This is a genomic window from Halarcobacter sp. (assembly GCF_963675975.1).
Lineage (GTDB): Bacteria > Campylobacterota > Campylobacteria > Campylobacterales > Arcobacteraceae > Halarcobacter.
This window is the reverse complement of the sequence record NZ_OY780939.1, coordinates 1,289,846-1,313,606: the sequence shown is the minus strand read 5'-3', so window position 1 is coordinate 1,313,606 and position 23,761 is coordinate 1,289,846. Positions and strand designations below refer to the sequence as shown.

The 23,761-nt window shown below is 28.7% G+C and carries 18 protein-coding genes; 4 read left to right on the top strand and 14 right to left on the bottom strand.

The features are described 5' to 3' along the window. Positions 1-112: 112 nt before the first annotated feature. Positions 113-2,950 carry a choice-of-anchor I family protein gene (locus ACKU3H_RS06460; RefSeq protein ID WP_320036159.1) on the bottom strand — a complete coding sequence of 946 codons (2,838 nt, stop codon included), beginning with the start codon at positions 2,948-2,950 and terminating at the stop codon, positions 113-115. A 219-nt stretch (positions 2,951-3,169) separates the two neighbouring features. Here ACKU3H_RS06460 and ACKU3H_RS06455 point away from each other — a divergent pair, with 219 nt between their 5' ends. From ACKU3H_RS06455 to ACKU3H_RS06445, 3 genes are all read left to right on the top strand, one after another. After that, the gene (locus tag ACKU3H_RS06455; protein ID WP_320036158.1) at positions 3,170-5,113 is read left to right on the top strand and encodes an alkaline phosphatase PhoX; all 1,944 of its coding nucleotides are present in this window, start codon (positions 3,170-3,172) and stop codon (positions 5,111-5,113) included. 93 nt (positions 5,114-5,206) lie between these two features. Then, on the top strand, positions 5,207-6,952 hold the full coding sequence (locus ACKU3H_RS06450; RefSeq protein ID WP_320036157.1) for a hypothetical protein: 1,746 nt from the start codon (positions 5,207-5,209) through the stop codon (positions 6,950-6,952). Between the two features lie 72 nt (positions 6,953-7,024). After that, complete coding sequence (locus tag ACKU3H_RS06445; protein ID WP_320036156.1) at positions 7,025-8,737, top strand: lysophospholipid acyltransferase family protein; 1,713 nt, start codon at positions 7,025-7,027, stop codon at positions 8,735-8,737. An 8-nt stretch (positions 8,738-8,745) separates the two neighbouring features. Here the strand turns inward: ACKU3H_RS06445 and ACKU3H_RS06440 are convergent, their stop codons facing one another. The 13 genes from ACKU3H_RS06440 to yajC all read right to left on the bottom strand — a co-directional run bounded on the left by ACKU3H_RS06440 (position 8,746) and on the right by yajC (position 22,485). Continuing rightward, on the bottom strand, positions 8,746-9,123 hold the full coding sequence (locus tag ACKU3H_RS06440; protein WP_320036155.1) for a DUF302 domain-containing protein: 378 nt from the start codon (positions 9,121-9,123) through the stop codon (positions 8,746-8,748). Positions 9,124-9,131: 8 nt separating this feature from the next. Beyond that, entirely contained in the window at positions 9,132-10,772 is a 1,641-nt protein-coding gene (locus ACKU3H_RS06435; protein ID WP_320036154.1) for a cation:proton antiporter, read from the bottom strand. Between the two features lie 14 nt (positions 10,773-10,786). Then, on the bottom strand, positions 10,787-12,910 hold the full coding sequence (locus ACKU3H_RS06430) for a TOTE conflict system archaeo-eukaryotic primase domain-containing protein (RefSeq protein WP_320036153.1): 2,124 nt from the start codon (positions 12,908-12,910) through the stop codon (positions 10,787-10,789). After that, positions 12,891-13,337, bottom strand: coding sequence for a polymer-forming cytoskeletal protein (locus ACKU3H_RS06425; protein ID WP_320036152.1), 447 nt, complete (start codon positions 13,335-13,337; stop codon positions 12,891-12,893). The genes ACKU3H_RS06430 and ACKU3H_RS06425 overlap by 20 nt, the downstream gene beginning before the upstream one ends. After that, the gene (locus ACKU3H_RS06420) at positions 13,283-14,209 is read right to left on the bottom strand and encodes a peptidoglycan DD-metalloendopeptidase family protein (protein WP_320036151.1); all 927 of its coding nucleotides are present in this window, start codon (positions 14,207-14,209) and stop codon (positions 13,283-13,285) included. The genes ACKU3H_RS06425 and ACKU3H_RS06420 overlap by 55 nt, the downstream gene beginning before the upstream one ends. Further along, positions 14,199-15,362 carry a Mur ligase family protein gene (locus ACKU3H_RS06415; RefSeq protein WP_320036150.1) on the bottom strand — a complete coding sequence of 388 codons (1,164 nt, stop codon included), beginning with the start codon at positions 15,360-15,362 and terminating at the stop codon, positions 14,199-14,201. The genes ACKU3H_RS06420 and ACKU3H_RS06415 overlap by 11 nt, the downstream gene beginning before the upstream one ends. Before the next feature lie 4 nt (positions 15,363-15,366). After that, positions 15,367-15,876, bottom strand: coding sequence for a hypothetical protein (locus ACKU3H_RS06410; protein WP_320036149.1), 510 nt, complete (start codon positions 15,874-15,876; stop codon positions 15,367-15,369). 1 nt (position 15,877) lies between these two features. Then, positions 15,878-18,343: a leucine--tRNA ligase gene (leuS, locus tag ACKU3H_RS06405; protein WP_320036148.1), complete on the bottom strand. Its 2,466-nt coding sequence runs from the start codon at positions 18,341-18,343 to the stop codon at positions 15,878-15,880. Beyond that, positions 18,343-18,687 (bottom strand): DUF6394 family protein, encoded by a 345-nt coding sequence (locus ACKU3H_RS06400; RefSeq protein WP_320036147.1) that lies wholly within the window; start codon positions 18,685-18,687, stop codon positions 18,343-18,345. Before ACKU3H_RS06400 ends, leuS begins: the two co-directional genes overlap by 1 nt. 91 nt (positions 18,688-18,778) lie before the next feature. Continuing rightward, a complete protein-coding gene (locus tag ACKU3H_RS06395; protein WP_320036146.1) occupies positions 18,779-19,246 on the bottom strand; it encodes a hypothetical protein in 468 nt (155 codons plus the stop codon). A gap of 359 nt (positions 19,247-19,605) precedes the next feature. Beyond that, a complete protein-coding gene (gene secF / locus ACKU3H_RS06390) occupies positions 19,606-20,574 on the bottom strand; it encodes a protein translocase subunit SecF (RefSeq protein WP_320036145.1) in 969 nt (322 codons plus the stop codon). Continuing rightward, positions 20,574-22,139: a protein translocase subunit SecD gene (secD, locus tag ACKU3H_RS06385; protein ID WP_320036144.1), complete on the bottom strand. Its 1,566-nt coding sequence runs from the start codon at positions 22,137-22,139 to the stop codon at positions 20,574-20,576. The genes secF and secD overlap by 1 nt, the downstream gene beginning before the upstream one ends. Positions 22,140-22,212: 73 nt before the next feature. Beyond that, a complete protein-coding gene (gene yajC, locus ACKU3H_RS06380; protein WP_320036143.1) occupies positions 22,213-22,485 on the bottom strand; it encodes a preprotein translocase subunit YajC in 273 nt (90 codons plus the stop codon). A gap of 28 nt (positions 22,486-22,513) precedes the next feature. Between yajC and ACKU3H_RS06375 the strand changes: the two genes are divergently transcribed. After that, positions 22,514-23,749 (top strand): apolipoprotein N-acyltransferase, encoded by a 1,236-nt coding sequence (locus tag ACKU3H_RS06375; protein WP_320036142.1) that lies wholly within the window; start codon positions 22,514-22,516, stop codon positions 23,747-23,749. The last annotated feature ends 12 nt before the right edge of the window (positions 23,750-23,761 follow it).

Here is a 23,761-nt window from a genome sequence, read left to right as displayed (position 1 = left end):
AGTATATATGTTAAAAGTTACATAATAATAACAAGTTAGTATATTGATTATTGTAGGCTAGTAGTAATTTTTATTTTCACTTAATAAAGGGAAGAGTTTCCCTTTATTAGATTTATTTAATTTCATAAATTGCAGTAGATCCACTCATTTCATAAGAAACTAATAATAGATTTTTTCCATTTGGAGAGTCACTTGCAGAAATAAATTTCATACCTTCAGGAGAGATATCACCTTTTGAACCAGTTTCAATATAATCTACAAAGATTCCATTTGATGGATTTGTAATATTATAAACTAAAATAGCATTTTGTCTTTCTAAACCAATAAAGGCATATGTTACACCATTAACTGTTCCTACAGCTAATGCTTCAGGTTCACCACCTTTATTTCCACTTCTTCCATCCATTTCACCTTCATCTTGATTAAATAATGCTGGTTGAAGTTCTGCAATTTTTTTAGAAATCTCATCACCACTATCCCATACTAAATCACCATTTGCATCCCAAATAGAGAAACTTCTTGCACCATAAGTATATAATTTATCATAATCACCATCATTGTCAGTATCACCTAAATCAACCATAACTTTTAAGTCATTTTCATTTTCATATGCAGCTTCGATAGAAGAATCAAGTGTAAGTTTTGAGATTTTGCTTTCGTCTGTTAAAGCATCTCCTTTTTCTAAACTATCATTTACATCATCAACAGGATATTCTCTTCCATCACCTTCATTTGCAGTTACTAAGTATATTTGACCATTATAAGTATATGAAGCTATTGAATCTGGCTGATATAAACCAAAAAGTTCTGGATAATTTTTCATTTCAATAATACCATTTTCTTCAATATCAATAGTATTTTGGCTTGAATAGTCTTTTGCACCAAATGATTTGATATAAGATAAAGTGTTTGTAGTTAAATCCACTTTTGCTAAAGCATTATTTTCTTGTAATGTAATATATGCATAGTTTCCTGAAACTGTAACATATTCAGGCTCTAAATCTTTTATTTGAGAATTACTTGGAGTTCCACCAAGTCTAACAACTGTACCATCATTTGCAGCAGTTGTAGCAATATTTAAAGCAATATCAGTATATGAATAATCAGATGTATTAATAACTCCAACTGTTCCTTCAGGGTCTACACTATAATCACCATTTGGCTCACCTTCATTTGCTACAATTACTCTTGAACCATCTTCATTAAATGTAACCATATCTGGTAGATATCCAACTTGAACAGTATGTAAGTGGTTTCCATCAATATCAAAAAATACTACATTCCCTTTACTATTTGTTCTTAATCCATCTGTTGATTTAGTTTCAACTGCAACTGCAATTTTACCATTATGGGCAGAAACAGAATTTACACCTGTGCCATAAGAGTTTAAATCAATACTTGAAACTAAAGTAGCAGATGTCACATCTGAAATATTAATAATATCAATCTTATTATCTGCACCATTAGTTATAAACATTCTTTTTGAACCTTTATCATATGCAACAATTTCACTTCCTGCTTCTTTATTCGTATTATATGAACCAACTTTTTCAAGTTTTGAAGATAAGTTAGGATTTTTTACAACATATAAAGTATTCCCATCTACAATCTTCATATCAGAATCTAAATACTTTTGTTCTAATACACCTGAGCTTGACCATGTAGCAAAATCATCATCATTTACAATACCTAAATCACCATTTTTAAATACAATTAAACCTTCCATTTTATCATGAGGATAATCTACTTCTTGTACCATATCTACTACTAGTTGTTTTGATACTGGATAAATACCATATGAAGCTAAAGCTTCCCATCCGCCATTTAATGTAACTTGCTCTAATGTTAATCCATCAATTGTTAATCCAATTGACTCATCTTGTATCATATTATCTTCTAAAGATAAACCTTCTAATTCAGTACCAGAAGATAAACTAATTTTATATACATGTTTTTGTAAGTCAGTAGTATCTTTTAAGAAGCTACCATCCCTTTCAATAATTAAAAATTCATCATTACTTAATGCAACAATTTCTGAATTAGAATTTGCATTTTTTTCTTGTTTATAAAGATATTGTTTTGTTGCTCCTGTTTCAACATCTACTGTAACAATCCTAGTAATAGTTTGAGATCTTACATCAGAAGATGATAAATCCATTGTTGACTGCATAATCCCTACAAGAGTTTTTTGATCAGGAGTTATAGTTAAACCTTCCATACCTCTATTTGCTCTTCTGTAAGCAAATTCTGCTGGCAGAGTAAAAGTATTTCTATCATCTTGTACAAAAGGGTTAATTCTTTCTATCTCTTTTCCATTTGCATCAAAATGAACCATATGAGGACCATATTCATCACTTATCCAAAATGTTCCATCATTTAATACAGCTAAACCTTCCCCATCTAAACCATAATCATCTAGTTTAATATTTCCATTTTCATCTTTTATTGTATTTCCGTCAGCATCATATGGAGTTTCACCAGTTCCTCCTAAAGCAGAAGTATTTGGTAATCCTGAAATTTCAGTTCCATCAGGTCTTTTTAGAAGTATATCTTTTATTTTTTTAACTGAATTGTTTGCTTGAATTTCAAAAAGTCCAATTCTTGGTACATAATCTGGTACAGGAAACATTTTCCCTTTTCCATCATCCCCTGTATATGTTGCATTTGGACCTCTATCTGTTAATGCATAAAATTGTTTTTCATTTGTAGGATGAGCTGCTGCTGCTGAGCCATATCCACCATTTCTTACAAAAAACTTTTCACCATCTTTGGCACCATTATCTAACTCTTCACCAATCTCTTCATATGGTAATATTGCTCCACCATTAAAAAATTTTTTTACTACAGTACCTACACTATAGTTATCATTAGATGAACTACCACATCCTACTAAAGAGACAGATAAAACTGCACTTGCAACCGTTAAACTCAACCAAGCTTTTTTATTCATTTATATTCCTTACTTTTTACTAAAATCAGGAATCTTAACTAGTAAAAGTTACAAATTAATAACATTATTTCATATAGCTATCAAAGTGTTTGTATTATTAAAGTGTACTTAAATTAATAAATCTAATATGTAACTTAATTGTAATTTAAAAGTTTTATATTTACGTCTACTCAATAGCATTGTAGAGTAAAAATTAAACTAAAAATAAGGAATAAAAGTATGAGAAAATCATATATAAGTATAGCTGTAGCTTCAATGGTTGCTTCATTAGCACTTGTTGGTTGTGGAGGTAGTGATGATAATGGTATTTTTAATACAATTATTGATACTCCTTCTTCAAACTCTCTTGTTAGAGAATCTGGGATTGCAAAAAAAGTTGTTTTATCACAGATTCCTGCTCCTTTAACAGATGAAGAAAAATCATCAATTATTGCAACAAATAGTGTTACATATGATAATGGTCAAGGTAGTACAAGTGCAATTGGATTTACAAAATTAATTAGCGCTAAAACTACTAATAATGGTCAAACATTTGGAGCTGTAAAAGATTATAATGATGCAACAGTTACAGATAATGATGGAAATCTTATCATTTGTGATGGAGCAAATGGAAATATTGGTGGTTCAGGTTTAGACCACACATCAATTTTAACAAACAATGGAAGAATCTTTGCAGTTTCTCAATTTGAATGTGCAAATGGAGCGATGTATGGGTACGAGTTATCTCAAGATCCATCAACAGGGGCATTATCTGTTGTTGATAACTCTATGCAATATATTAGTCAAAAATCTGGTTTTGGTGGATGGGTACACTGTGCTGGTATGGTTACACCTTGGGGTACACACTTAGGTTCTGAAGAATATGAGCCTAATGCAAGAGCATTTACTGCTGCTTCTTATGATGCAAATTTAGGTTATTTTGATGCTGGTAATGGTGAGGGTGATTACTTTAATCAAAACTTAAAATATTACTGGAATGGGGATTATACTAAAACTAGTCCTTATTATTATGGATTTATTCCTGAAGTATCTGTAAATGCTTCATCTTCAACTCCTACTTATACATATACAAAACACTTTTCTATGGGTAGAGCTGCATGGGAGCTTGCATATGTAATGCCTGATGAAAAAACTGCATATCTTTCGGATGATGGGACAAATGTTGGTTTTTATATGTATATAGCTAATACAGCTGGTGATTTAAGTGCTGGTTCTTTATATGCAGCAAAATGGAATCAAACTTCTGATGAAGAAGCGGGTTCTGCTGACTTGACATGGATTAAAATGGGAAGTGCCACAGATGCTGAAATTAAGTCAATTTTAGATGCAGGTATAGAGTTTAGTGATATTTTTGATGCTGTTGATCCTGCTGATGATAATACCTGTGCACAAGGTTATACAAGAATCAATACTTCATGGGGATTAGAATGTTTAGCTGTAAAAGCTGGACAAGAAAAAGCAGCGGCATTTTTAGAAACTAGAAGATACTCTGCAATGTTGGGTGCAACTACTGAGTTTAGAAAAGAGGAAGGTATTACTTATAATCCTGACCACAATAAACTTTATGTAGCTATGAGTGAGATTAGAAAAGGTATGTTAGATGGAAGTTCTAATGATACTGGTGGAAATAATGATATTAGATTAACTGAAAATAAATGTGGTGCAGTTTATGGTCTTGATATTTATGATGCAAGTGAAACTGCCGTTGATAGTACAAATGATGCTATTAATAGTGAATATGTTGTAAAAAATATGTATGGAGTATTAAGAGGTGAAGCATCTTCTTATGATGCTGGTTCAGATTATGAAGCTTATGAATGTTCTCCTGACTCAATTGCACATCCTGATAATATCACTTATTTAAAAGGTGAAAACTTACTTGTAATTGGTGAGGATACAGATAGACATCCAAATGACTTTATTTGGGCATATGATGTTGTAAATGGGAAAATGACAAGAATTTTATCAACTCCATATGGTTCTGAAACTACATCTCCATATTGGTATAAAGATATTAATGGATTTGGTTACTTAACTGCTGTTACTCAACACCCATTTGGTGAAACAAGTAGTAGTGATCCTGATTATTCATTAGTTGAATCTGCAACTAATAAAGAATCATCATTTGGTGTTGTTGGACCATTCAACTTCACAGCTAGATAATATTAAATATTTATAAAAGGGTTTATTCCCTTTTATAAATAGATTGTGAACTAAAAAATAGATTAGAATCTATTTATAAAAATAAGGTTAATTATGGAAAAAAAAGTTTTTTATGGAATGTCGGTTTTAGGAATAGTATCAATATTTGCACTAATTGGTTGTGGAGGAGGTAGTTCTTCATCAGGGATATCTTATAACAAACAAGTTTTAGATATAGATTTTAAAGCAACAGATTCAATAAACAATAGAGCAGCTTATGTAACAAGTCAGTGTTATACCAAAACTACGGATGATAACAATAATATTCATAATCCATGTTTTACATGTCATATCAATTCGGAAACACCAAATTATATTAACGACTTTGAATTACAAGAAGTCCTTGATTTTGGAGACTATACAAAAGTTAATAGATTTACAAATCTATTTAAAGATAGAACTCAAGCTGTAAATAATATAAGTGATGAAAAGATTTTAAATTATATTAGAGAAAATAACTATAAAGATTCTAACAATAATTTGATTTTGGCAAATAAATTAAATAATATACCTTCAAATTGGGATGTAAATGAAAATGGTAAATGGGATGGATACACTCCTGATTGTTATTTCAATTTTGATAATGAAGGATTTGATAAAAAACCAAATGGAGAGTATACAGGGTGGAGAGCATTTGCTTATTACCCATTTTTAGGAACATTTTGGCCAACAAATGGTAGTACAGATGATGTTCTAATAAGATTGGCAAAAGAGTTTCAACAAGACTCAAATGGAGTATTTAACAAAGAGATATATAAAATAAATCTTGCAATTGTTGAATCATTAATAAAAAGAAAAGATATAGATTTAGAAAATAGTGTTGATGAAAATTTATATCAAGTTGATTTAGATAACAATGGAACCTTAAGCACAGCCTCAAAAATTGTTTATAATTGGAATAAATATTCTTATAATGAAACTACAGGTAAATATTATAATTTTTCTATGAGTTATGTAGGTTTGGCAAAAACACTTTTAGAATCAAATACTTATTTAATAGGACCTGGAAGATATCCTAAAGATACAGAGTTTTTGCATACAGTGAGATATATTGATATTGATAAAACAAATGATACTATAAAAATGGCTTCTAGAATGAAAGAGCTTAGATATGGTAAAAAATATACTTGGCTTGGAGATTGGGAAATGGAAAATGCCACTTCTGCAGAAGTAAAAGATAAAAACGATTTTCCTGATAGAATTAGAACAATCCAAGGTAATACAGAAGAGGGACTTCTTACAGGACTTGGATGGGTATATCAAGGCTTTATTGAAGATGAGAATGGAGAATTAAGACCACAAAACTATGAAGAAACACAATATTGTATTGGTTGCCACTCAGGTATTGGAGCAACAACAGATAGTACTTTTGTTTTTCAAAGAAAATTTGATAATGCACATTTTCAAAAAGGATGGTACCATTGGTCACAAGATACGAATGGCTTAAAAGGTATATTAGAACCTAAAACACCAGATGATAGATATGAATATACACTTTATCTAGAACAAAATCAAGCTGGAGATGAATTTAGAAACAATAGTGAGATTATGGAAAAATTCTTTGATAATGAAGGGAATCTACTTAATGACCAAGTTCAGATTATGAGAGAAAATATAGCATATTTATTATATCCAAGTACAAAAAGAGCTTTAGAACTAAATAAAGCTTATAAAGTGATTGTTGATGAACAAAGTTTTATTTATGGGAGAGATGCTCATGTTAAACCAGTACAGAATGTAGAAAAAGAAATAAAAGACATAGGTTCTAGTACAGGAATAATAGCAGTAAAATATGAATAGCATTTATATTATAAATAACTGTAACTTTTTTGTAATTCATTTTTCTTAAAATTTCAAGTTTAAGGAGAAAATATGATAGATGTGCAAAAAGAGATTGAAAAAAAGTTTCCGAAGGTTGCAAAAAAACCTAACTTTTTAAGCAAATCCTTAATAAAGATTGCAAAAAAAGTAATTCATGAAAACTCAATAAACGAATTTTTAGAAAAAAATTCACATTTAAAAGGGTTTGAGTTTGTAGATGCAGTATTAGACTATTTTGAGTTTGATTATACAGTTTCAAGTAATGATATTCAAAATATACCAGCTTCAGGGAAAGTTGTAATTATTGCTAACCATCCTTTAGGTGCATTAGATGCACTTTCCCTTTTAAAACTTATTAGTACAGTAAGAACTGATGTAAAAATTGTTGCTAATGATTTTCTTGTAGGGATAGATGCCTTAAAACCTTTATTTATCCCTATTGATAATTATAAAATGAGACAATCTAAAAAAGATATTCAAAAGGTTTATGAAGCGCTGAATGATGAAAGTGCTATTATAATTTTCCCAGCAGGAGAAGTTAGTCGTGCAAGTGCAAATGGTGTTAAAGATCCATCTTGGAATAAAGGTTTTATAAACTTTGCAATGAATTCAAATGCTCCAATACTACCTATATTTATTGGAGGAAAAAACTCAAAAGCATTTTATACAATGTCTTTAATAAATAAAACATTTTCTACACTTTTATTATCAAATGAGATGTTTAGAAAAAAATCAACAAATATCAATATAAAAATTGGAGAAATAATTCCAAATGAAAATATCAAACCACGAGGTTTAGATAAAAAGGTTATTGTAAGCCTTTACAAAAAACATGTATATGCTTTGAAAAAAGGTAAAAAGTCTTATTTTGTAACCCAAAAAGCAATTGCTCATCCACAAAAGAAAAATGATATTTTAAAAGAATTAAAAAAATCTAAACTTTTAGGGGAAACTGCAGATGGTAAAAAAATATATCTTTATGATTATGAAGATGATTCTGTGGTATTAAAAGAGTTAGGAAGGCTAAGAGAATTAAGTTTTAGGAAAGTTGGTGAAGGTATAAATCAAAAAAGAGATACTGATAAATATGATATTTACTACCAACATATTGTACTTTGGGATGAGAATGATTTAGAGATAGTAGGCTCATATAGAATTGGAAATGGAAACTTTATAAATGGTAATATTGGGAAAAAAGGGTTTTATTCAAATACTCTATTTAAATACAATCAAAACTTTAATCCATATTTAGAAGATTCTATAGAATTAGGTCGAAGTTTTGTTCAACCAAAATATTGGGGGACTAGAGCCTTAGATTATTTATGGTATGGAATTGGTGCATATTTAAAAACCCATCCTCATATCAAATATATGTTTGGTCCTGTTTCTATATCTGGAACATTTCCTTCACTTGCTAAGGATATGATGATATTTCATTATAGTCACTATTTTTCAAGTAAAGAAATACTTATTGAGGCAAAATTACCATATCAATACTCTTGTCATATTCAAGATTTAAAAGATGTGTTTACACTTGATGATAAAAAGAAAGATTTTAAAACTTTAAAATCTACTCTAAATAGTATGGGAGTTACTGTACCAACTCTATTTAAACAATACTCGGATATTTGCGAAGATGGTGGAGTTAAGTTTCTAGCTTTTAATGTTGACCCAGATTTTTCAAATTGTGTTGATGGATTTATTTTAGTCGAAGTTGAAAAAATAAAAAATAGTGCTAGAAAAAGATATATAGATAAAGATTAACTCTTTATCTATTTAACATCACTTATTAATTTTAGTAAAATATCTTGAATCTCTTGAGCTGTTTCAATCATATCTGGATTAACATCATCTATTAATTGAACAATTGAATTCATACCAATAATTGTATCCCCATCTTGTGAATAAACAGCAATTTTACAAGGTAGAATTACTGAAAAACTCATATCCTCATCCAAAAGTTTTTTAGCAAAGCCAGGGTTGCAAACATCTAAAACTTTACACTCTTTAGTAAACTCTAAACCCTTTGATTTTAAAGTGTTATCAATCTCATGAACATGTAAAACTCCAAATTTATAACTTGGGGCTTTCTCTTTAATAGCATTTACAACCTCATCTACACTTTTATTTGATTGCTCAATATAATGCATACATTCTCCTATCTTTTAATTATTTGTTCTTCAATCAGATCTAATTTACACTCTTTTGTTTCTTCAACAAGAGCTCTTGCTACAATATCATCTTCAACAATTATATGTTCTAAATGTAAGTTCTCAAGCTCTTTTTTCTCACTAAATCTTGTAACTTTTACAATTGTTTTTGTACTTTGAGTTAAATCATTTATTACTTCACAAACTAAATGTACTTTTTCAGGATTGTCAATTGCTACAATTACAGCACAAGCTTGTTTTATATTTACAGACTCTAAGATATGTTTATGTGCAGCATTCCCAAATATAATTGGTTCATCATCTAAATATCCCATCTCAAAATATTTAAGATTGTGTTCTACAATTACATATTCATGACCATCTAGTCTTAAATTACTTGCTATCTCTTGTCCTAAATGTCCATAACCAATAACAACAATATGCCCTTTTGTATCTTTATCTATATTGTATGTATTTGTAATAGTTAGAGTATCATCTGGCACCAATTTTGATGCTAAACCTGACATATTTTTTAAAACTATTGGAGTTAATATCATAGAGATTACTATAGTTACTATTAGTATTTGTGAATATGTAGGGTCTAGTAAACTTGAACTTCTTGCTAATTCTAAAATTGCTAAAGAGAATTCTCCAATTTGAACTAAAGATAAAGCAGTTTTAAAAGCTACCCTTTTAGTATCATCAATTCTAACTATAAGATAAATAATTGCATATTTTAACAACAATAAAACAGGAAGCAATATTAATATAATTAAGATATTGTCTGCAATAACTGAAAAATTAATCTGCATCCCAACTGTTATAAAGAAAACCCCTAAAAGAAGATTTCTAAAAGGTGTGAGGTCAGCTTCAACTTGATGTTTAAATTTTGTTTCACTAATCATCATACCTGCAACAAAAGCTCCCAATGAATAGGTAAATCCAAAATGGTGAGCCAAATATGAAGCTCCTATGGCAATAAGTAATACAGATGCTACAAAAAGCTCATCAGATTCAGCTTTTGTAACATGCTCGAAAAATGGTTCAAGAAGATATTTCCCAACCACATATAATAGTGCTATTAATATAAATGCAGCAACAGTAGTATTAAAAATAAGTCTTACTACATCTTGGTCATCTCCAGATGTAAAAAATGACATCATAAGTAAAATAGGAATCACTGCAATATCTTGCATAATTAAAATACCTAAAACCCTTTGTCCATGTCTTTTTTTAATCTCATTTGTTTCATTATATGTTTTTAATACAATTGCTGTAGAAGATAAAGATAAAGCGGCACCTATTACAAGTGATGTTTTAAAATCAAAACCTAAAACAACCATACATAAAAATACAACAAAAGAGGTTGTTACAAGTATTTGTAAACTTCCTGTGAAAAACACCTCTTTTTTCATCTTTTTTAAATGTTCAATTGAAAACTCTAAACCAATGGTAAACATTAGAAATACAACACCAAACTCTGCAATCTCTTTCAAATCATGATTGTTAACAGCATTATGTAAATCAAATACATAAGCGATAATTGTACCTGTAACAATATATCCAATGATTGTTGGCAAATGAACTTTTTTTAATATTATATTTACAATTATTGCAATAAATAGTGTCCAAACTATAATCCCTAACATCTTTTTCCTCTAATCTAAATATAGTGCATTTGCTTATATCCAGGGATACGTTTTTTATATGCTGAATTAAGCATTGCATTTTTATAATCTAATAAATCAATAGCTAAACACTCTTGATTGCCTCTTCCAATTCTACCTAAATATTGAACCAATCTTCCAAAATATGAGATTGGGGTTGCAAAAATAATTGTATTTAAATGGGGAAAATCTATCCCCTCTCCAAAATATGAAGTAGTAGCTAATATAAGATTTTTCTCTTCTACTAACTGCATCTTTTCTTCTTGTTCTTTTTTACTAAGACTTCCATGGATTGAAACAAAATCAAAATCCATATTAAGAAGTTTCTCTTCTAAAATATTTATATGCTCTATTCTATCAGTTAAAAGTAAAATTTTTCTTTCTTTATTTGAAACAATTTGTTCTATAATAAGATTGTTTCTATTTTCATCCCTTGATATTTCATTTATCAATTCTGCATAAGTATCACAAGTACTTGTAAACTCTGTTTTTATAACCTTTAAATGATTTTTAACAGTTTTTTTATTTTTATATTCATAGGCTAAGTTTCCTAATTGTTGGAAAAGTATTGGCTCTAAACCATCTTTTCTATTTGGAGTTGCACTAAGGCCTAAAATATATCTTCCAAAAAAGTTTTTAACGATTTGTTCAAAAGTAACTGCTGGGATATGGTGACACTCGTCAACTATAACAAAAGAATAGTTGTTGATTACATCTGGTGTATTTTTTAAACTTTGCATAGTTGCTACATCAATTTGTCCATTTAGTTTATTTTTACTTTTCCCTAAATATCCAATATCTTTTTTTTCATATCCAAAATACTCTACAAACCTATCTATCCATTGAGATAAAAGCATATTTTTATTTACAATTATCAATGTAGTACAAGCTCTTTGCTCAAACATTTTTGCACCAATTAATGTTTTTCCAAACCCTGGAGGAGCTACACATATTGAAAAATCTTTTTTTAGTATAGAGTCAATTGCTTCTTGCTGTTCTTCTCTTAGATTAAACTTCACTTGTTTGGTTTCTATTTTCTCTAAATAGGTTTTATTGTCTATTTTATAATCTACATTGTAATCTTTAAAAAACTCTTCAATTTTATATATCAATCCCCTAGGAAGTTTTAAATAAACTTCATCCTCTTCAAAGTTTTTTATCACTTTTGGAGTATTAAATAAAGGTTTTCTTAGTTTTAATAATACTTTTATTTGAGGGTTATCAAAAGTAGCAAAACTTTTTAATTTGTTAATAAAAGTTTGTGACAAATCTTTTGTTGGAATATAAACAAAATCATATAGCTTTAATTCTAATCTAAAAGGTGGAATTTGGATATCTTCTAAGATAAAAGAACTATTGCTTACTGTATCAAAACCTATATATTTTTCTATAGTTGACGAAGATATTTTTTTAATATTTTGTAATATTGTCCATTGATTTTTAAAAATACTATTATCAAAAGGATTAAAAAATACTGTAGTATTATTTTCTCTAAATTTTAAATGTAAAGGTAACTCTAAAGGCTCTTCCAAAGAAGCTAATGTTGAGAAATCTTTATTTGGATATATTTTGGCATTTATATTTGCTTTTCTAAGTATATATTGAGCAAATTTTCTTGAATCTTTTGCACTTATTTTTGTTTCAAAAAACAACCAAACAAAAACCGAATTATAAGAACTGTACTCAAATAAAAAATTACTTTGTAAAAGTGAGAAACTATTTACAAGTTTTGAAATATCAGAAGGAAGTATCTCCAATACTACAAATTTAACTTTATTTTCTTTATCGATTATATAAGAGGCTATTTGAATCTGTCCTCTTAAATGTGCTTCTAAATCTTTATTAGTTAAGGGTAGAAAATCTTTTCCCTTAAAAGTTTGAGTTACTGGATAAAAGCTTTGTTTTAAGCCATCTTTACTTATCCATTTTTTTGCATAAATATCATTTCTGTTTACAAATAAACTTTCAAAAAGATTGATTTTATCATATTTTGAAAGTTTTATATTGTGATTTGTTTTTGAACTATTTTTTAACTCATTCTCAAGTTTTGCAATCTCTTTTTCAATATATTGCTTTTGAGAATAAAGCTCTTCTAGACGTTCATGAATTTTTTGGGCCATGTTCTATTTGTTGTGCTGGACTAAGTATAATGTTATTGATTTTATTTTCAACTTCATCATATTTACTTGTTAGATTAGAACCTTTTCTAATCCCTTGCCCTTCAAATTTTCCATCCTCTTCAATAACTAGTTCATTGTATTTCATATTACCTATTACTTTACCTTCAGATAATATTTGTACTTGGTTGCAATCTATTTTGCCATCAAGAAGACCACTTACTATTAAGTTATTTGCTTTTATATCACCAATCACTTCTCCAGTCTTACCAATAGAAATCATGTCAGCTTCTAATATAACACCTTCAAATTTACCATCTATATGAACACTTCCCTCTGTAGTTATTCCACCAATAATACAAGTTCCGTGTGCAATTACGGTTGCACCATTTTGGACTGTTCGTTTATTAGCCTTACCAAAGATTCCCATTGAACTCTCCTCTCCTTCTTAAAAATACCATAATAGTTCCCAAGTTGCCATTTTATAAACTCCCTAGGGTTTAGAATTTTTTCACCATATTTCAATTCATAATGTAAATGCGGTGCTGTACTTCTTCCACTATTTCCACTTAAACCTATAACTTGGTTTTTTCTTATAATATCACCTGTTTTTACAAGTGTTTTATTTAAATGTGCATACACTGTTTCAAAACCAAAATTATGACGAATCTTAATTACTCTACCAAAATCTCCATAATCTGACGACCTTGCAAAACTAACAACCCCATCAGCAGTTGCAAAAACTTCTGTTTTTCTTTTTGCTCTTAAATCAATTCCTCTATGAAATTTTTTCTTTTTAGTTACAGGGTGTATTCTATAACCAAACCTAGAAGTAACTGTTGTTTCTTTAAGAGGAGAACCACTTGGTATAGTGGTTAACATAAACATTTTAATTTTATCATTAATTGATTTTAATGTTTCTTGTGTAATTTGTTCTTTTTTCTCATTATCGTTTCTTAAACCAATCATCTCTTCTATATGGTCTAGCTTTGAACTTAGAGCTTCTATATCTCTTACTTTACCTTTTATTTGTAAAGAATAAAATTGATTTTGAGCTTGAAGTTTTTTTTCTTTTTCAACAAGTACTGTTATCTCTTTTTCTTTTAAATCTATCTCTTTTTCTTTTTGTTCTTTTAAAGTATCCATTCTATGGTTAAGTTCAGAGATAAACCAAAATGCACCACCCATGATAAGAAGTACGATTAAAGCAATTACCAAAATCACTTGTTTTATTATTTGATGAACATTAAACGCTTTCGTACTATGAACATCTGATATGGTTATTATCAATCTATCTTTCATCAATTTCCAAACTTTTTAAAAAATTTTCTACTACTAAAAAAGAACCAAATACCAAATAGTTTTCATCTTTTCTTATTTTTGAATTAGTATTAATTATTATATTCAATTTTTTACAAATATCTAATAAATTATTTTTATTTACTATTCTTTTATCATCAATTTCTAAAATTATCATCTCTTTTATGACTGGTTTTAGAATATTTAATACTTTTTCATAATCCTTATCTTTATATGAATTATAAATCAATACAATCTTATCATTTTTAAATTCTTCACGTAAAGATTCAGCAGCCAAAGGATTATGCCCTACATCAACTGTAATATTATCTGAAATTTTTTGACATCTACCAAATAGTTTAACATCATCAAATAGTTTAATATCTATCTCTATTTTTAATTCTTCCAATGCTTTTAAAACTAAACAAAGATTTCTTTGAAGAAATAATGGATATTTTTTTAAAGCTAATAAATCAAAGTTTTCAACTTTTTTAACTTCAATAACTCTTCCAAACTCTTCTTTTAATTCTTTTTTAACCTCAAATGCTATTTTGTAAACTTCTTTATGAATTTGATATCCAATTATCATCTTACTATCGGCAGATCGCATTTTAGTTTTGGCTATATCTTCTATTGTATTACCTAAAAAACTTTGATGGTCTAAATCTATTGTAGTAACCAATGATAAATTACTAGGTACTACATTTGTAGCATCAAATTCACCACCTAAGCCTGCTTCAAATACTAAGTAATCAAAACCATCACTTAATATCAAAGATAATAGAGTTGTATATTCAAAATATGTAAGTTTTTCCAACAAATTTAAAGGTAAATATTCTTGTAATTTTTTATTAGCAAAATTTAAATCAAAATCATTACAATCTTTACCATTAATCCATATTCTTTCATTAAATTTTTGAATGTGAGGTGAACTATAATGCAATACTTTATAAGATTTTTTTTGTAAATAATGTGCAAGAAATCTTCCAGTAGAGCCCTTACCATTTGTTCCTATAATATGAATTATATATGGAAGTTTTAAATATTTTGACAAAATATACCATGATTTACTTACAATAGAATAATCTATTTTTTCATAATACATAGTCTTATGACTTAAAACCTCTTTTAAAGAGGCTGATTTAAAATTAATCATAATTTTAATTATTAAAAGAATTAATGGCTAATTTAGAAACCACTTCTTCCAATGCCTTATTAGCAGCTGATTTAACACCTTGAAATCTATTAGTATCAGTAATTGTAGCTCCTGACTCAATATTTATATCATCACTACCACTTACAGTAAATTTTTTCATAACTCCGTCTTTTTCGTAAATAACACTAATCTTGACAGTAGCTTTATAAACATTACTGTATCCATCAGCATCAGTTTGAACAAGAGACATTGATACCGAATCTAGATTTAAAGTTAAAATTGTATCAGCAATACTTGGATTATCAACAATTTTTACATCAAGTCTATGTACTAAAATTTCATTCATTGAATCTTTTATTATAACTACATTTCTAGGATCTTCTAAATTAATAATAAGATTAACAAAAACCTTACCATCTAACTCTTTTTTTGTATAATAAGTAGCTGGTTTGTATCCACACCCTGTAATTATAAAAATAAATAAACAAAATATTAGTATTCGACTTGATTTCATTTTATCCCTTTACAACCAAGTTAACTAACTTGTTTGGAACTACAATCTCTTTGATTAACTCTTTACCTTCAATCCATTTAGTTGAAGTCTCTTTAGCTATTGCTAAAATTTCTTCTTTTGATGCACTTGGACTTACTTCTATTTCACATCTTTTTTTACCATTAATTGTAACAGCTAAAGTTACTGAATCTAAAGCAAAAACTTCATCTTTTACTTCAATTTTATCATTAAAGTTTTCTCTTTTAAATAGCTTTTCTGCTAATTCCCAAGATAAGTGAGGAATAATTGGCTCTAAAATATTCGTAAGTATATAATACCCTTCGGCCCATACAAGTTCATTGTCTTGTACTTGTAAAGCATTCATAGCTTCCATTGATGCAGCAATTAAAGTATTAAATGCATAAGTTTTGTTAAATACATCATTAGATTTTTCTAAAGCTTCATAAACTTTTCTTCTAGCTTCTTTTTCCTCTTTATTTAAAGATGAATGATCTATATTTTTAAAGTTTTCTATACCATTTTGAGTAATATGCTCACTTCTTTGTGCAAACTTTTTAATAAATCTAAATGCACCATCAACAGCACTATCATTCCACTCTAACTCTTTTGTTGGTGGTGCAGCAAAAAGGATAAATAATCTAGCTGTATCAGCTCCATATTTTTCTACAATTAAATCTGGGTCTACTACATTACCTTTTGATTTTGACATTTTTGCACCATCTTTTAAAACCATACCTTGAGTAAGAAGTTTTTTAAATGGCTCTCTTGAGTTTGTATAACCTAAGTCATTTAATACTTTTGTAAAAAATCTTGCATATAAAAGGTGTAAAATAGCATGTTCAATACCACCAATATATTGGTCAACATCCATCCAGTAATCACTATCAGATTTAGAAACACCCTCTTTTGTCCATTTTTGAGGATTAGTTGCATATCTTAAAAAGTACCAAGATGACTGAACAAATGTATCTAATGTATCAGTTTCTCTTGTAGCTTCTTTTCCACATTTTGGACATTTACATTTTTTCCAAGTAGGATGTGTATCTAGTGGATTTCCTTCACCTGTAATCTCCACATCTTCTGGAAGTGCAATTGGTAAATTTTCAGTTTTTTCAGGAACTAAACCACAATCATCACAATGTACAAAAGGGATTGGTGCACCCCAATATCTTTGTCTTGATACACCCCAATCTCTTAATTTGTAATTGATTTGTTTTGTACCAAATGAGTTTTGTTCAAAATGGTAAATTATAGATTTTTTAGCTTTAGTATTACTAAGTCCACTAAAACCTTCTGAATTTACTAATTTACCTTCACCAGTATAAGCTTCTGTTAGCTTATCAAATAAACCATCTGGACCTTCAATAACTTGTTTTATTGGTAAGTTATATTCTTTTGCAAACTCAAAGTCTCTTATATCATGTGCAGGTACAGCCATAACTGCTCCTCCACCATATGAACTTAAAACAAAGTTTGCAACCCATACAGGAACTCTTTCTCCTGTTAATGGATGGATTACATCAATCTCTAAAGAAACACCCTCTTTAGGCATTGTTGCTCTATCTCTTTCACTTACTTTTTGCATAGCTTTAATAGCATCTAATTTATCATCATCTAATAATTTATTATCTACTAGATATTTAACAATTGGATGTTCTGGAGCTAAAGCAGAATAAGAAATTCCATAAATTGTATCTGGTCTTGTTGTAAATACTTTATAAGAAGAGAATTGTTTATCTAACTTATATCTTGATTCTTTTGATAATTCAAAAGTAAACTCTAAACCTTCACTTCTTCCTATCCAGTTTTCTTGCATAGTTAAAACTTGTGATGGCCACTCACCCTCTAAGGTTTTTAAATCATCTAAAAGTTCTTGAGCATATTTTGTAATAGCTACATAATATCCTGGCATCTCTTTTTGTTCTACTGGAGTATCACATCTCCAACAACACCCTTCTTCTACTTGCTCGTTTGCAAGAACTGTATGACAAGGTTCACACCAATTTACTGTTGTAGATTTTCTATATAAAAGACCCTCTTCATACATCTTAATGATAAATTCTTGTTCCCATCTTGTATATAGTTCATCAGAAGTTGCGAACTCTCTTTTTGCAGAAAAAGATAAACCTAAAGCTTTTAGTTCATCTCTCATATAATCAATATTTTCATAAGTCCATTTTTTTGGATGAAGTTTATGTTTAATAGCTGCATTCTCAGCTGGCATACCAAAACTGTCCCATCCTATAGGATGAAGTACATTAAAATCTGCTTTTCTAAAATATCTTGCAAAAGCATCACCTAAACAATAGTTCCTAACGTGTCCCATGTGTATTCTACCACTTGGGTATGGGAACATACTTAAAATATATTTTTTATCTTTTTTATAATCATTTTGTGGCTCAAAACTTCCATTTTCATTCCAATAATTTTGCCACTTTGCCTCAATTTCCTGTGGATTATACTCCATTAATACTCTTCCTTATCTTGACTTTTTGCGCTCTCAATTAAAGCTAAAGCTATTGAGAATATATTTGCTACAACCGCACCAATTGCAAGAGATGTAGACATAGGTTCATCTCCAATAAATGTTAATACCATAAATGCAGGAATAAGATGTAAGTCTGCAACTAATGAACTAGCTAATAATTCTGCTGCGAGGAGGTTCTTAACACCAATTTTTAATATTGTTGATATAACATTAACACCTGCTGCTAAAAACAGAGCAACTGCATTTGGTTCATATAAAAAACCTGCTGTAGTAGTTAAAGACATAAGCGAAAAGAATATATAAGTTACCTTACCCCAATCCATGATAATCCTTTATCAGTTTTCTTAAAGACAATATTTTATCTAAAATATGATAAAAGAAGACTTTCTGGACTGTTTCAATTACTTTTATAACTTATTTTTTCTTTCTAGAAACGATAAGTTGATATATCAAATAAAGTATGATAAGTTTAAGTAAAAGTTCTAAAATAAGTACTCCCCCAAAATCTAATTCAAGAAAGTGCATTGGATTTAGATTATTTAATAAAAACTGTAATGAAAAGTCATTTGTAACAATAAAATACAGACCAACCAGAGTTAAAATAAGAAGTCTAAATTTACTTTTAGCATCATCAAATATTATATTATAAATACAATACCATACAAAAGCAGTTACTATTAGTCCAACTATTATCTCTGTTGTAAGAGTATGGGGAATAGAAACAGAATATTCTACATATTTATCCACAAATATAAATTCAAAGATTGCAGCAATAACTTCAAAGAAGAATATCCAAAATAATACTAACTTCCAATTTGTAGAGTTTTGAGATGTTATTTTATCAAAACCTAATTTTACTTTTTTTAATTTATCTCTATTCATTTGGTATACTCACCTTAAAATACAGTAATATTTTTTTATTATTTTTACAATTATATCATTAAAGTATGTTGAAGATATGTTAAAAAGTGTTATTTTTTTATCTAATTTATTATTTTCTTTTTATTTTAGGAGTTTAACACTCCTCTTATCTTTCTTTTACGCATATGCTATAGACAGTAAGATTGCCTTTTCTTTATTTTTATAAAAACAATTGAAGATAAGACTGTTATTGTATTAGATTTTGAAAAAGTTCAAGGCAAAAAATTAAATTTATGAAGGAGCTTACTGCAGTAAGTGACTGAGTAAATTTTGTTTTTTAACGCAAAAATATTTTAAAAGATGATGCAAGAACAGTCTTATTAGACTGTTCCTTTCTCATACATCGCTCTAATCTTCTCTTTCTCTTTTTGTCTTTTTACTTTCTCTGCTTCTTTTTCTCTAAAATTAGCAATTGAGAATTTTAATTGAACTAAGAATGATGCTGCAATGAAAATAGATGAATATGTTCCAACTATAATACCTACAAGCATTGTAAATGCAAATCCGTGGATAATCTCTCCACCAAATGCAAATAGTGTTGCAACAACGAAAAATGTTGTTAATGATGTAAGTGTTGTTCTTGATAAGGTTCTACTTACTGATTCATTTACAACTGAATTTAATAAGTTTTCTTTAGATGTTGAAATCCCTTCTCTAATTCTGTCAAATACAATAATTGTATCGTTTAGAGAGTATCCTAAGATTGTTAAAATCGCAGCTAGGATATCTAAATTTACTTCTATATTAAATAAAGATATTGCACCTAAAGCAATAGTGATATCGTGTGCTAATGCTAAGATTGAAGCAACGGCAAATCTCCATTCAAATCTAAATGAAACATAAATTAAGATTACAATTAAAGACAATCCTAAAGCCATTAAACCTTTTTCTCTAAGTTCACCACCAACTTTTGGCCCAACCATATCAACTCTTCTTACTTCAAAGTTACCTGTTGAATCAAGAATTCTATGCATCTCATCACCAATATCATTTGCAAGATTTGAAGATGAACCTGTGATTCTAATAACAACCTCTTCAGGTGAACCAAATTCAGTAATTGATGAACCTTTATAGTCTGTATTATTTAATACATCTCTAATTTTGTCAATTGGAGCTGGTTTTTCATATTTAACTTGAACAATAGTTCCACCGGCAAAATCAATTCCAAAATTTACGCCTTTTGTAAGTAATAATACAATAGAAGCAATAATTAATAAACTTGATAAGCCAAGAAATGGGATTCTTTTACCCATAAAATCATAAATTTTTCCACTTTTAAAAATTTCCATTATTTAATCCCAAACCATTTTTTTAAGTTTTTGTCTTTTGTCATTTTAGGCAATAAAGCTTCATAAATTCCATGTGTACCTAAAATTGCTGTTAACATAGATGCTAAAATACCAATTGAAATTGTTACAGCAAAACCTTTAATTGGTCCTGTACCATAAGCATAAAGAATTACAGCAACTAAAAGTGTAGTAATATTTGCATCAAGAATTGCACTCATTGCATTTGAATATCCATCTTCAATAGCCTTTGGTATAGACATACCTGCTCTTAATAATTCTCTAATTCTTTCTCCAATAATTACATTGGCATCAACTGCCATACCAACAGTTAAAACGATACCCGCCATACCTGGTAGTGTTAAAGTAGCTCCAAACATTGCCATTACTGAGATAATAATAAATATATTTGAGATAAGAGCAACATTTGCAATAATTCCAGCATTTCTATAATAAACAATCATAAATACAAATACAATTACAAATCCTGAGATAAGAGCTATCATAGATGCTTGAATAGAATCAGCACCAAGACTTGGACCAACACTTCTTTTTTCTAATAATTCAACTGAAGCAGGTAAAGCACCTGATCTTAAAGCAATAGCAACATTTCCAGCCTCAACTGTTGAAAATCCTCCTGAGATTTGACCAGAACCACCACCAATTCTTTCTCTGATATTTGGTGCTGAGTAAACTTTTCCATCTAATACAACTGCAAGTCTTTTCCCAACATTTTTACCAGTAAAATCTCCAAAAATTCTTGATCCACTACTATTTAGTGTAAAATTAATAATTGGTTGGTTTCCTTGATCAAAAGCAACCTTAGCATCAATAACTTGACTACCATTTAAAATTGGAATCTCTTTTACTAAATATTTGATTTGAGGATTATTTGTATCTTCTAAGATAATATCCCCATATTGTGCTGCTTGATATTTTGTTAAAGAATAAACTTGATCTGCTCTTTCTTCATCTACTGCCATAAGTTCAAGATTTGCTGGTTTAGATATAAGCTCTCTAGCAGCTTTTTCATCTTCAGCTGTTTTTATACCTGGTAATTCAACAACTATATCAGTTTCACCTTGTCTAACAACATTTGGTTCAGCCAAACCAAATTGGTCAAGTCTGTTTCTAATAGTTTCAACAGCTTGTGCTACTGCTAAATCTTTTGTAATAAGTTGTTCTTCATTTGTAAGAGCAATTTTATAGTTGATATCCTCTTTAGTAACATCTAAGCCTTTAATAGAGTTTAACATCTCATCAACTTTTGGAAGTTCATCTTTGTCAAGCACTGTAAAATGTACAGTATTATCTTTTATAGATAAATCTTCTATTAGCACCTCTTCATCATCTGCAAAATATTTAATAGATGTTGCAATTGATTTAATTTTAGAAGTTACTGCTTCTTCTGTCTTAACTCCAAGAAGCATATGTAAACCACCTTGTAAATCAAGCCCCAAAGAGATTTTTTTGCCGCTGTCAGTTTGTAAAAAAGAGGGAACAGAGAATACAACTCCAAAAATTATACTTAAAATAAAAATAATTAGTCTGTAATTAAAGATTTTCAATCTTAGTCCTTAAGTGTGTAAGTGTAAAACATAGAAAATTAAAACATGTAAAATTACATGTTTTAAAATTTCGTTAGTCTAAAAGTTTTGCAACAAACTCTTTTGCAAGTTTCATTTCAGTGTTATCATGGTTTTTAACTACAAAAAAATCTTCTTCTGCTTTAGTAATTTCTACCATTAAGCCACCATTTGTTACAATTTTATCACCTTTTTTAAGACCAGCAATCATTTCTTTATGCTGCTTAGCCTGTTTTTGTTGCGGTCTGATAATTAAAAAATAAAAAATAGCAAACAATGCAACAAGAGGTAATAATGAGCTTAATAAATCTGCACTTTGACCTTCCATACAATTTCCTTTTAAAAAAGTTTTTTCTATGTTTTTAGTAAAACGCGACAATTTTAACAAAACTTATATAATAAAAGGCTTGATAGTTGCCTTATTTTTTAGTGCTTTTATTTACCTTGCATATTTTAATATTGAATATAAAATTTTAAACACCATATTAGGTTTAGTTTCTCTATATTTAATTCTTAAAATTAATAGAAAAACTCTTTTTACAAGTGGTTTTTTTATTGGTATATTTTGGTTTTATTGGATAGGAAACTCTTTTGAATATTATGGTTTAAAAGAGATATCTTTTTTAGCTCCATTAGGTTTTGGTATAGGATATGCATTTCTTTTTTTACTTATTGGTATTTTTGAATTTACAATTTACAGGGTATTTATACTATTTATTTTATCTTTTATCCATCCTTTAGGATTTAATTGGTTCATCCCTGAATTAATATTTATAGACAGCTATTTAGAAACATCAAAAATATCTTTTGCCCTTATACTTTTAGCTTTGGTTATATTTATTGAGATGCCTAAGAAAATAAAACTTTTAGCCTTCATACCATTATTTTTTACTTATCATAATGTTGGAGAATATATAGATAATCCTTCTAATATAAAAATATCCATGCCACAATTAAATATTGCTCAAGATCAAAAATGGATTAAAGATAATGTTCCTACACTTATAGAACAAAATTTAGCTCTTATTGATAAAGCAATTGAAGAAAAAAATGATTTGATTATTCTTCCAGAAACTGTATTTCCTATAGTTCTTAATAATGAAGAGTTTTTACTTGCTGAATTGATTGATAAATCTTTTGATATAAATATTATTGCTGGGGCTTTATATAAAGAGGAAAATAGTTATTATAATGCAACATACCATATAGCAAAAGGAAAAGTTGAAATTGCAAAAAAAGTTGTACTTGTACCTTTTGGAGAAGAGATACCCTTTCCTAAATTTATCGCAGACTTAATTAATAACATATTTTATGATGGTGCAGAAGATTATAAAAAAGCAGATCGACCAACAAATTTTGTAATTAACGGCACAAAATTTAGAAATGCAATTTGTTATGAAGCAACAAGTGATAAAATATTTCAAAATCTAGATGATGTTAAATATATGATTGCAATATCAAATAATGCTTGGTTTACTCCATCTACAGAACCTGTTTTGCAAAATTTATTGTTGAAATATTATGCAAAAAAATACGACATAACAATATTTCACTCTGTAAATGGTAGTGAAAACAATATCATTAGACCTTAAATTATTTTTTGT

Excerpts from the sequence above, each read along its gene's own strand:
- ACKU3H_RS06400 (WP_320036147.1), bottom strand. The coding sequence starts at position 18,687 with ATGGATTGGGGTAAGGTAACTTATATATTCTTTTCGCTTATGTCTTTA.
- ACKU3H_RS06430 (WP_320036153.1), bottom strand. The coding sequence starts at position 12,910 with ATGGCCCAAAAAATTCATGAACGTCTAGAAGAGCTTTATTCTCAAAAG.
- ACKU3H_RS06420 (WP_320036151.1), bottom strand. The coding sequence starts at position 14,209 with ATGAAAGATAGATTGATAATAACCATATCAGATGTTCATAGTACGAAA.
- ACKU3H_RS06460 (WP_320036159.1), bottom strand. The coding sequence starts at position 2,950 with ATGAATAAAAAAGCTTGGTTGAGTTTAACGGTTGCAAGTGCAGTTTTA.
- ACKU3H_RS06410 (WP_320036149.1), bottom strand. The coding sequence starts at position 15,876 with ATGAAATCAAGTCGAATACTAATATTTTGTTTATTTATTTTTATAATT.
- ACKU3H_RS06455 (WP_320036158.1), top strand. The coding sequence starts at position 3,170 with ATGAGAAAATCATATATAAGTATAGCTGTAGCTTCAATGGTTGCTTCA.
- ACKU3H_RS06425 (WP_320036152.1), bottom strand. The coding sequence starts at position 13,337 with ATGGGAATCTTTGGTAAGGCTAATAAACGAACAGTCCAAAATGGTGCA.
- ACKU3H_RS06450 (WP_320036157.1), top strand. The coding sequence starts at position 5,207 with ATGGAAAAAAAAGTTTTTTATGGAATGTCGGTTTTAGGAATAGTATCA.
- leuS (WP_320036148.1), bottom strand. The coding sequence starts at position 18,343 with ATGGAGTATAATCCACAGGAAATTGAGGCAAAGTGGCAAAATTATTGG.
- ACKU3H_RS06415 (WP_320036150.1), bottom strand. The coding sequence starts at position 15,362 with ATGATTAATTTTAAATCAGCCTCTTTAAAAGAGGTTTTAAGTCATAAG.
- ACKU3H_RS06395 (WP_320036146.1), bottom strand. The coding sequence starts at position 19,246 with ATGAATAGAGATAAATTAAAAAAAGTAAAATTAGGTTTTGATAAAATA.
- ACKU3H_RS06440 (WP_320036155.1), bottom strand. The coding sequence starts at position 9,123 with ATGCATTATATTGAGCAATCAAATAAAAGTGTAGATGAGGTTGTAAAT.
- ACKU3H_RS06375 (WP_320036142.1), top strand. The coding sequence starts at position 22,514 with ATGTTTTTAGTAAAACGCGACAATTTTAACAAAACTTATATAATAAAA.
- secF (WP_320036145.1), bottom strand. The coding sequence starts at position 20,574 with ATGGAAATTTTTAAAAGTGGAAAAATTTATGATTTTATGGGTAAAAGA.
- yajC (WP_320036143.1), bottom strand. The coding sequence starts at position 22,485 with ATGGAAGGTCAAAGTGCAGATTTATTAAGCTCATTATTACCTCTTGTT.
- ACKU3H_RS06435 (WP_320036154.1), bottom strand. The coding sequence starts at position 10,772 with ATGTTAGGGATTATAGTTTGGACACTATTTATTGCAATAATTGTAAAT.
- ACKU3H_RS06445 (WP_320036156.1), top strand. The coding sequence starts at position 7,025 with ATGATAGATGTGCAAAAAGAGATTGAAAAAAAGTTTCCGAAGGTTGCA.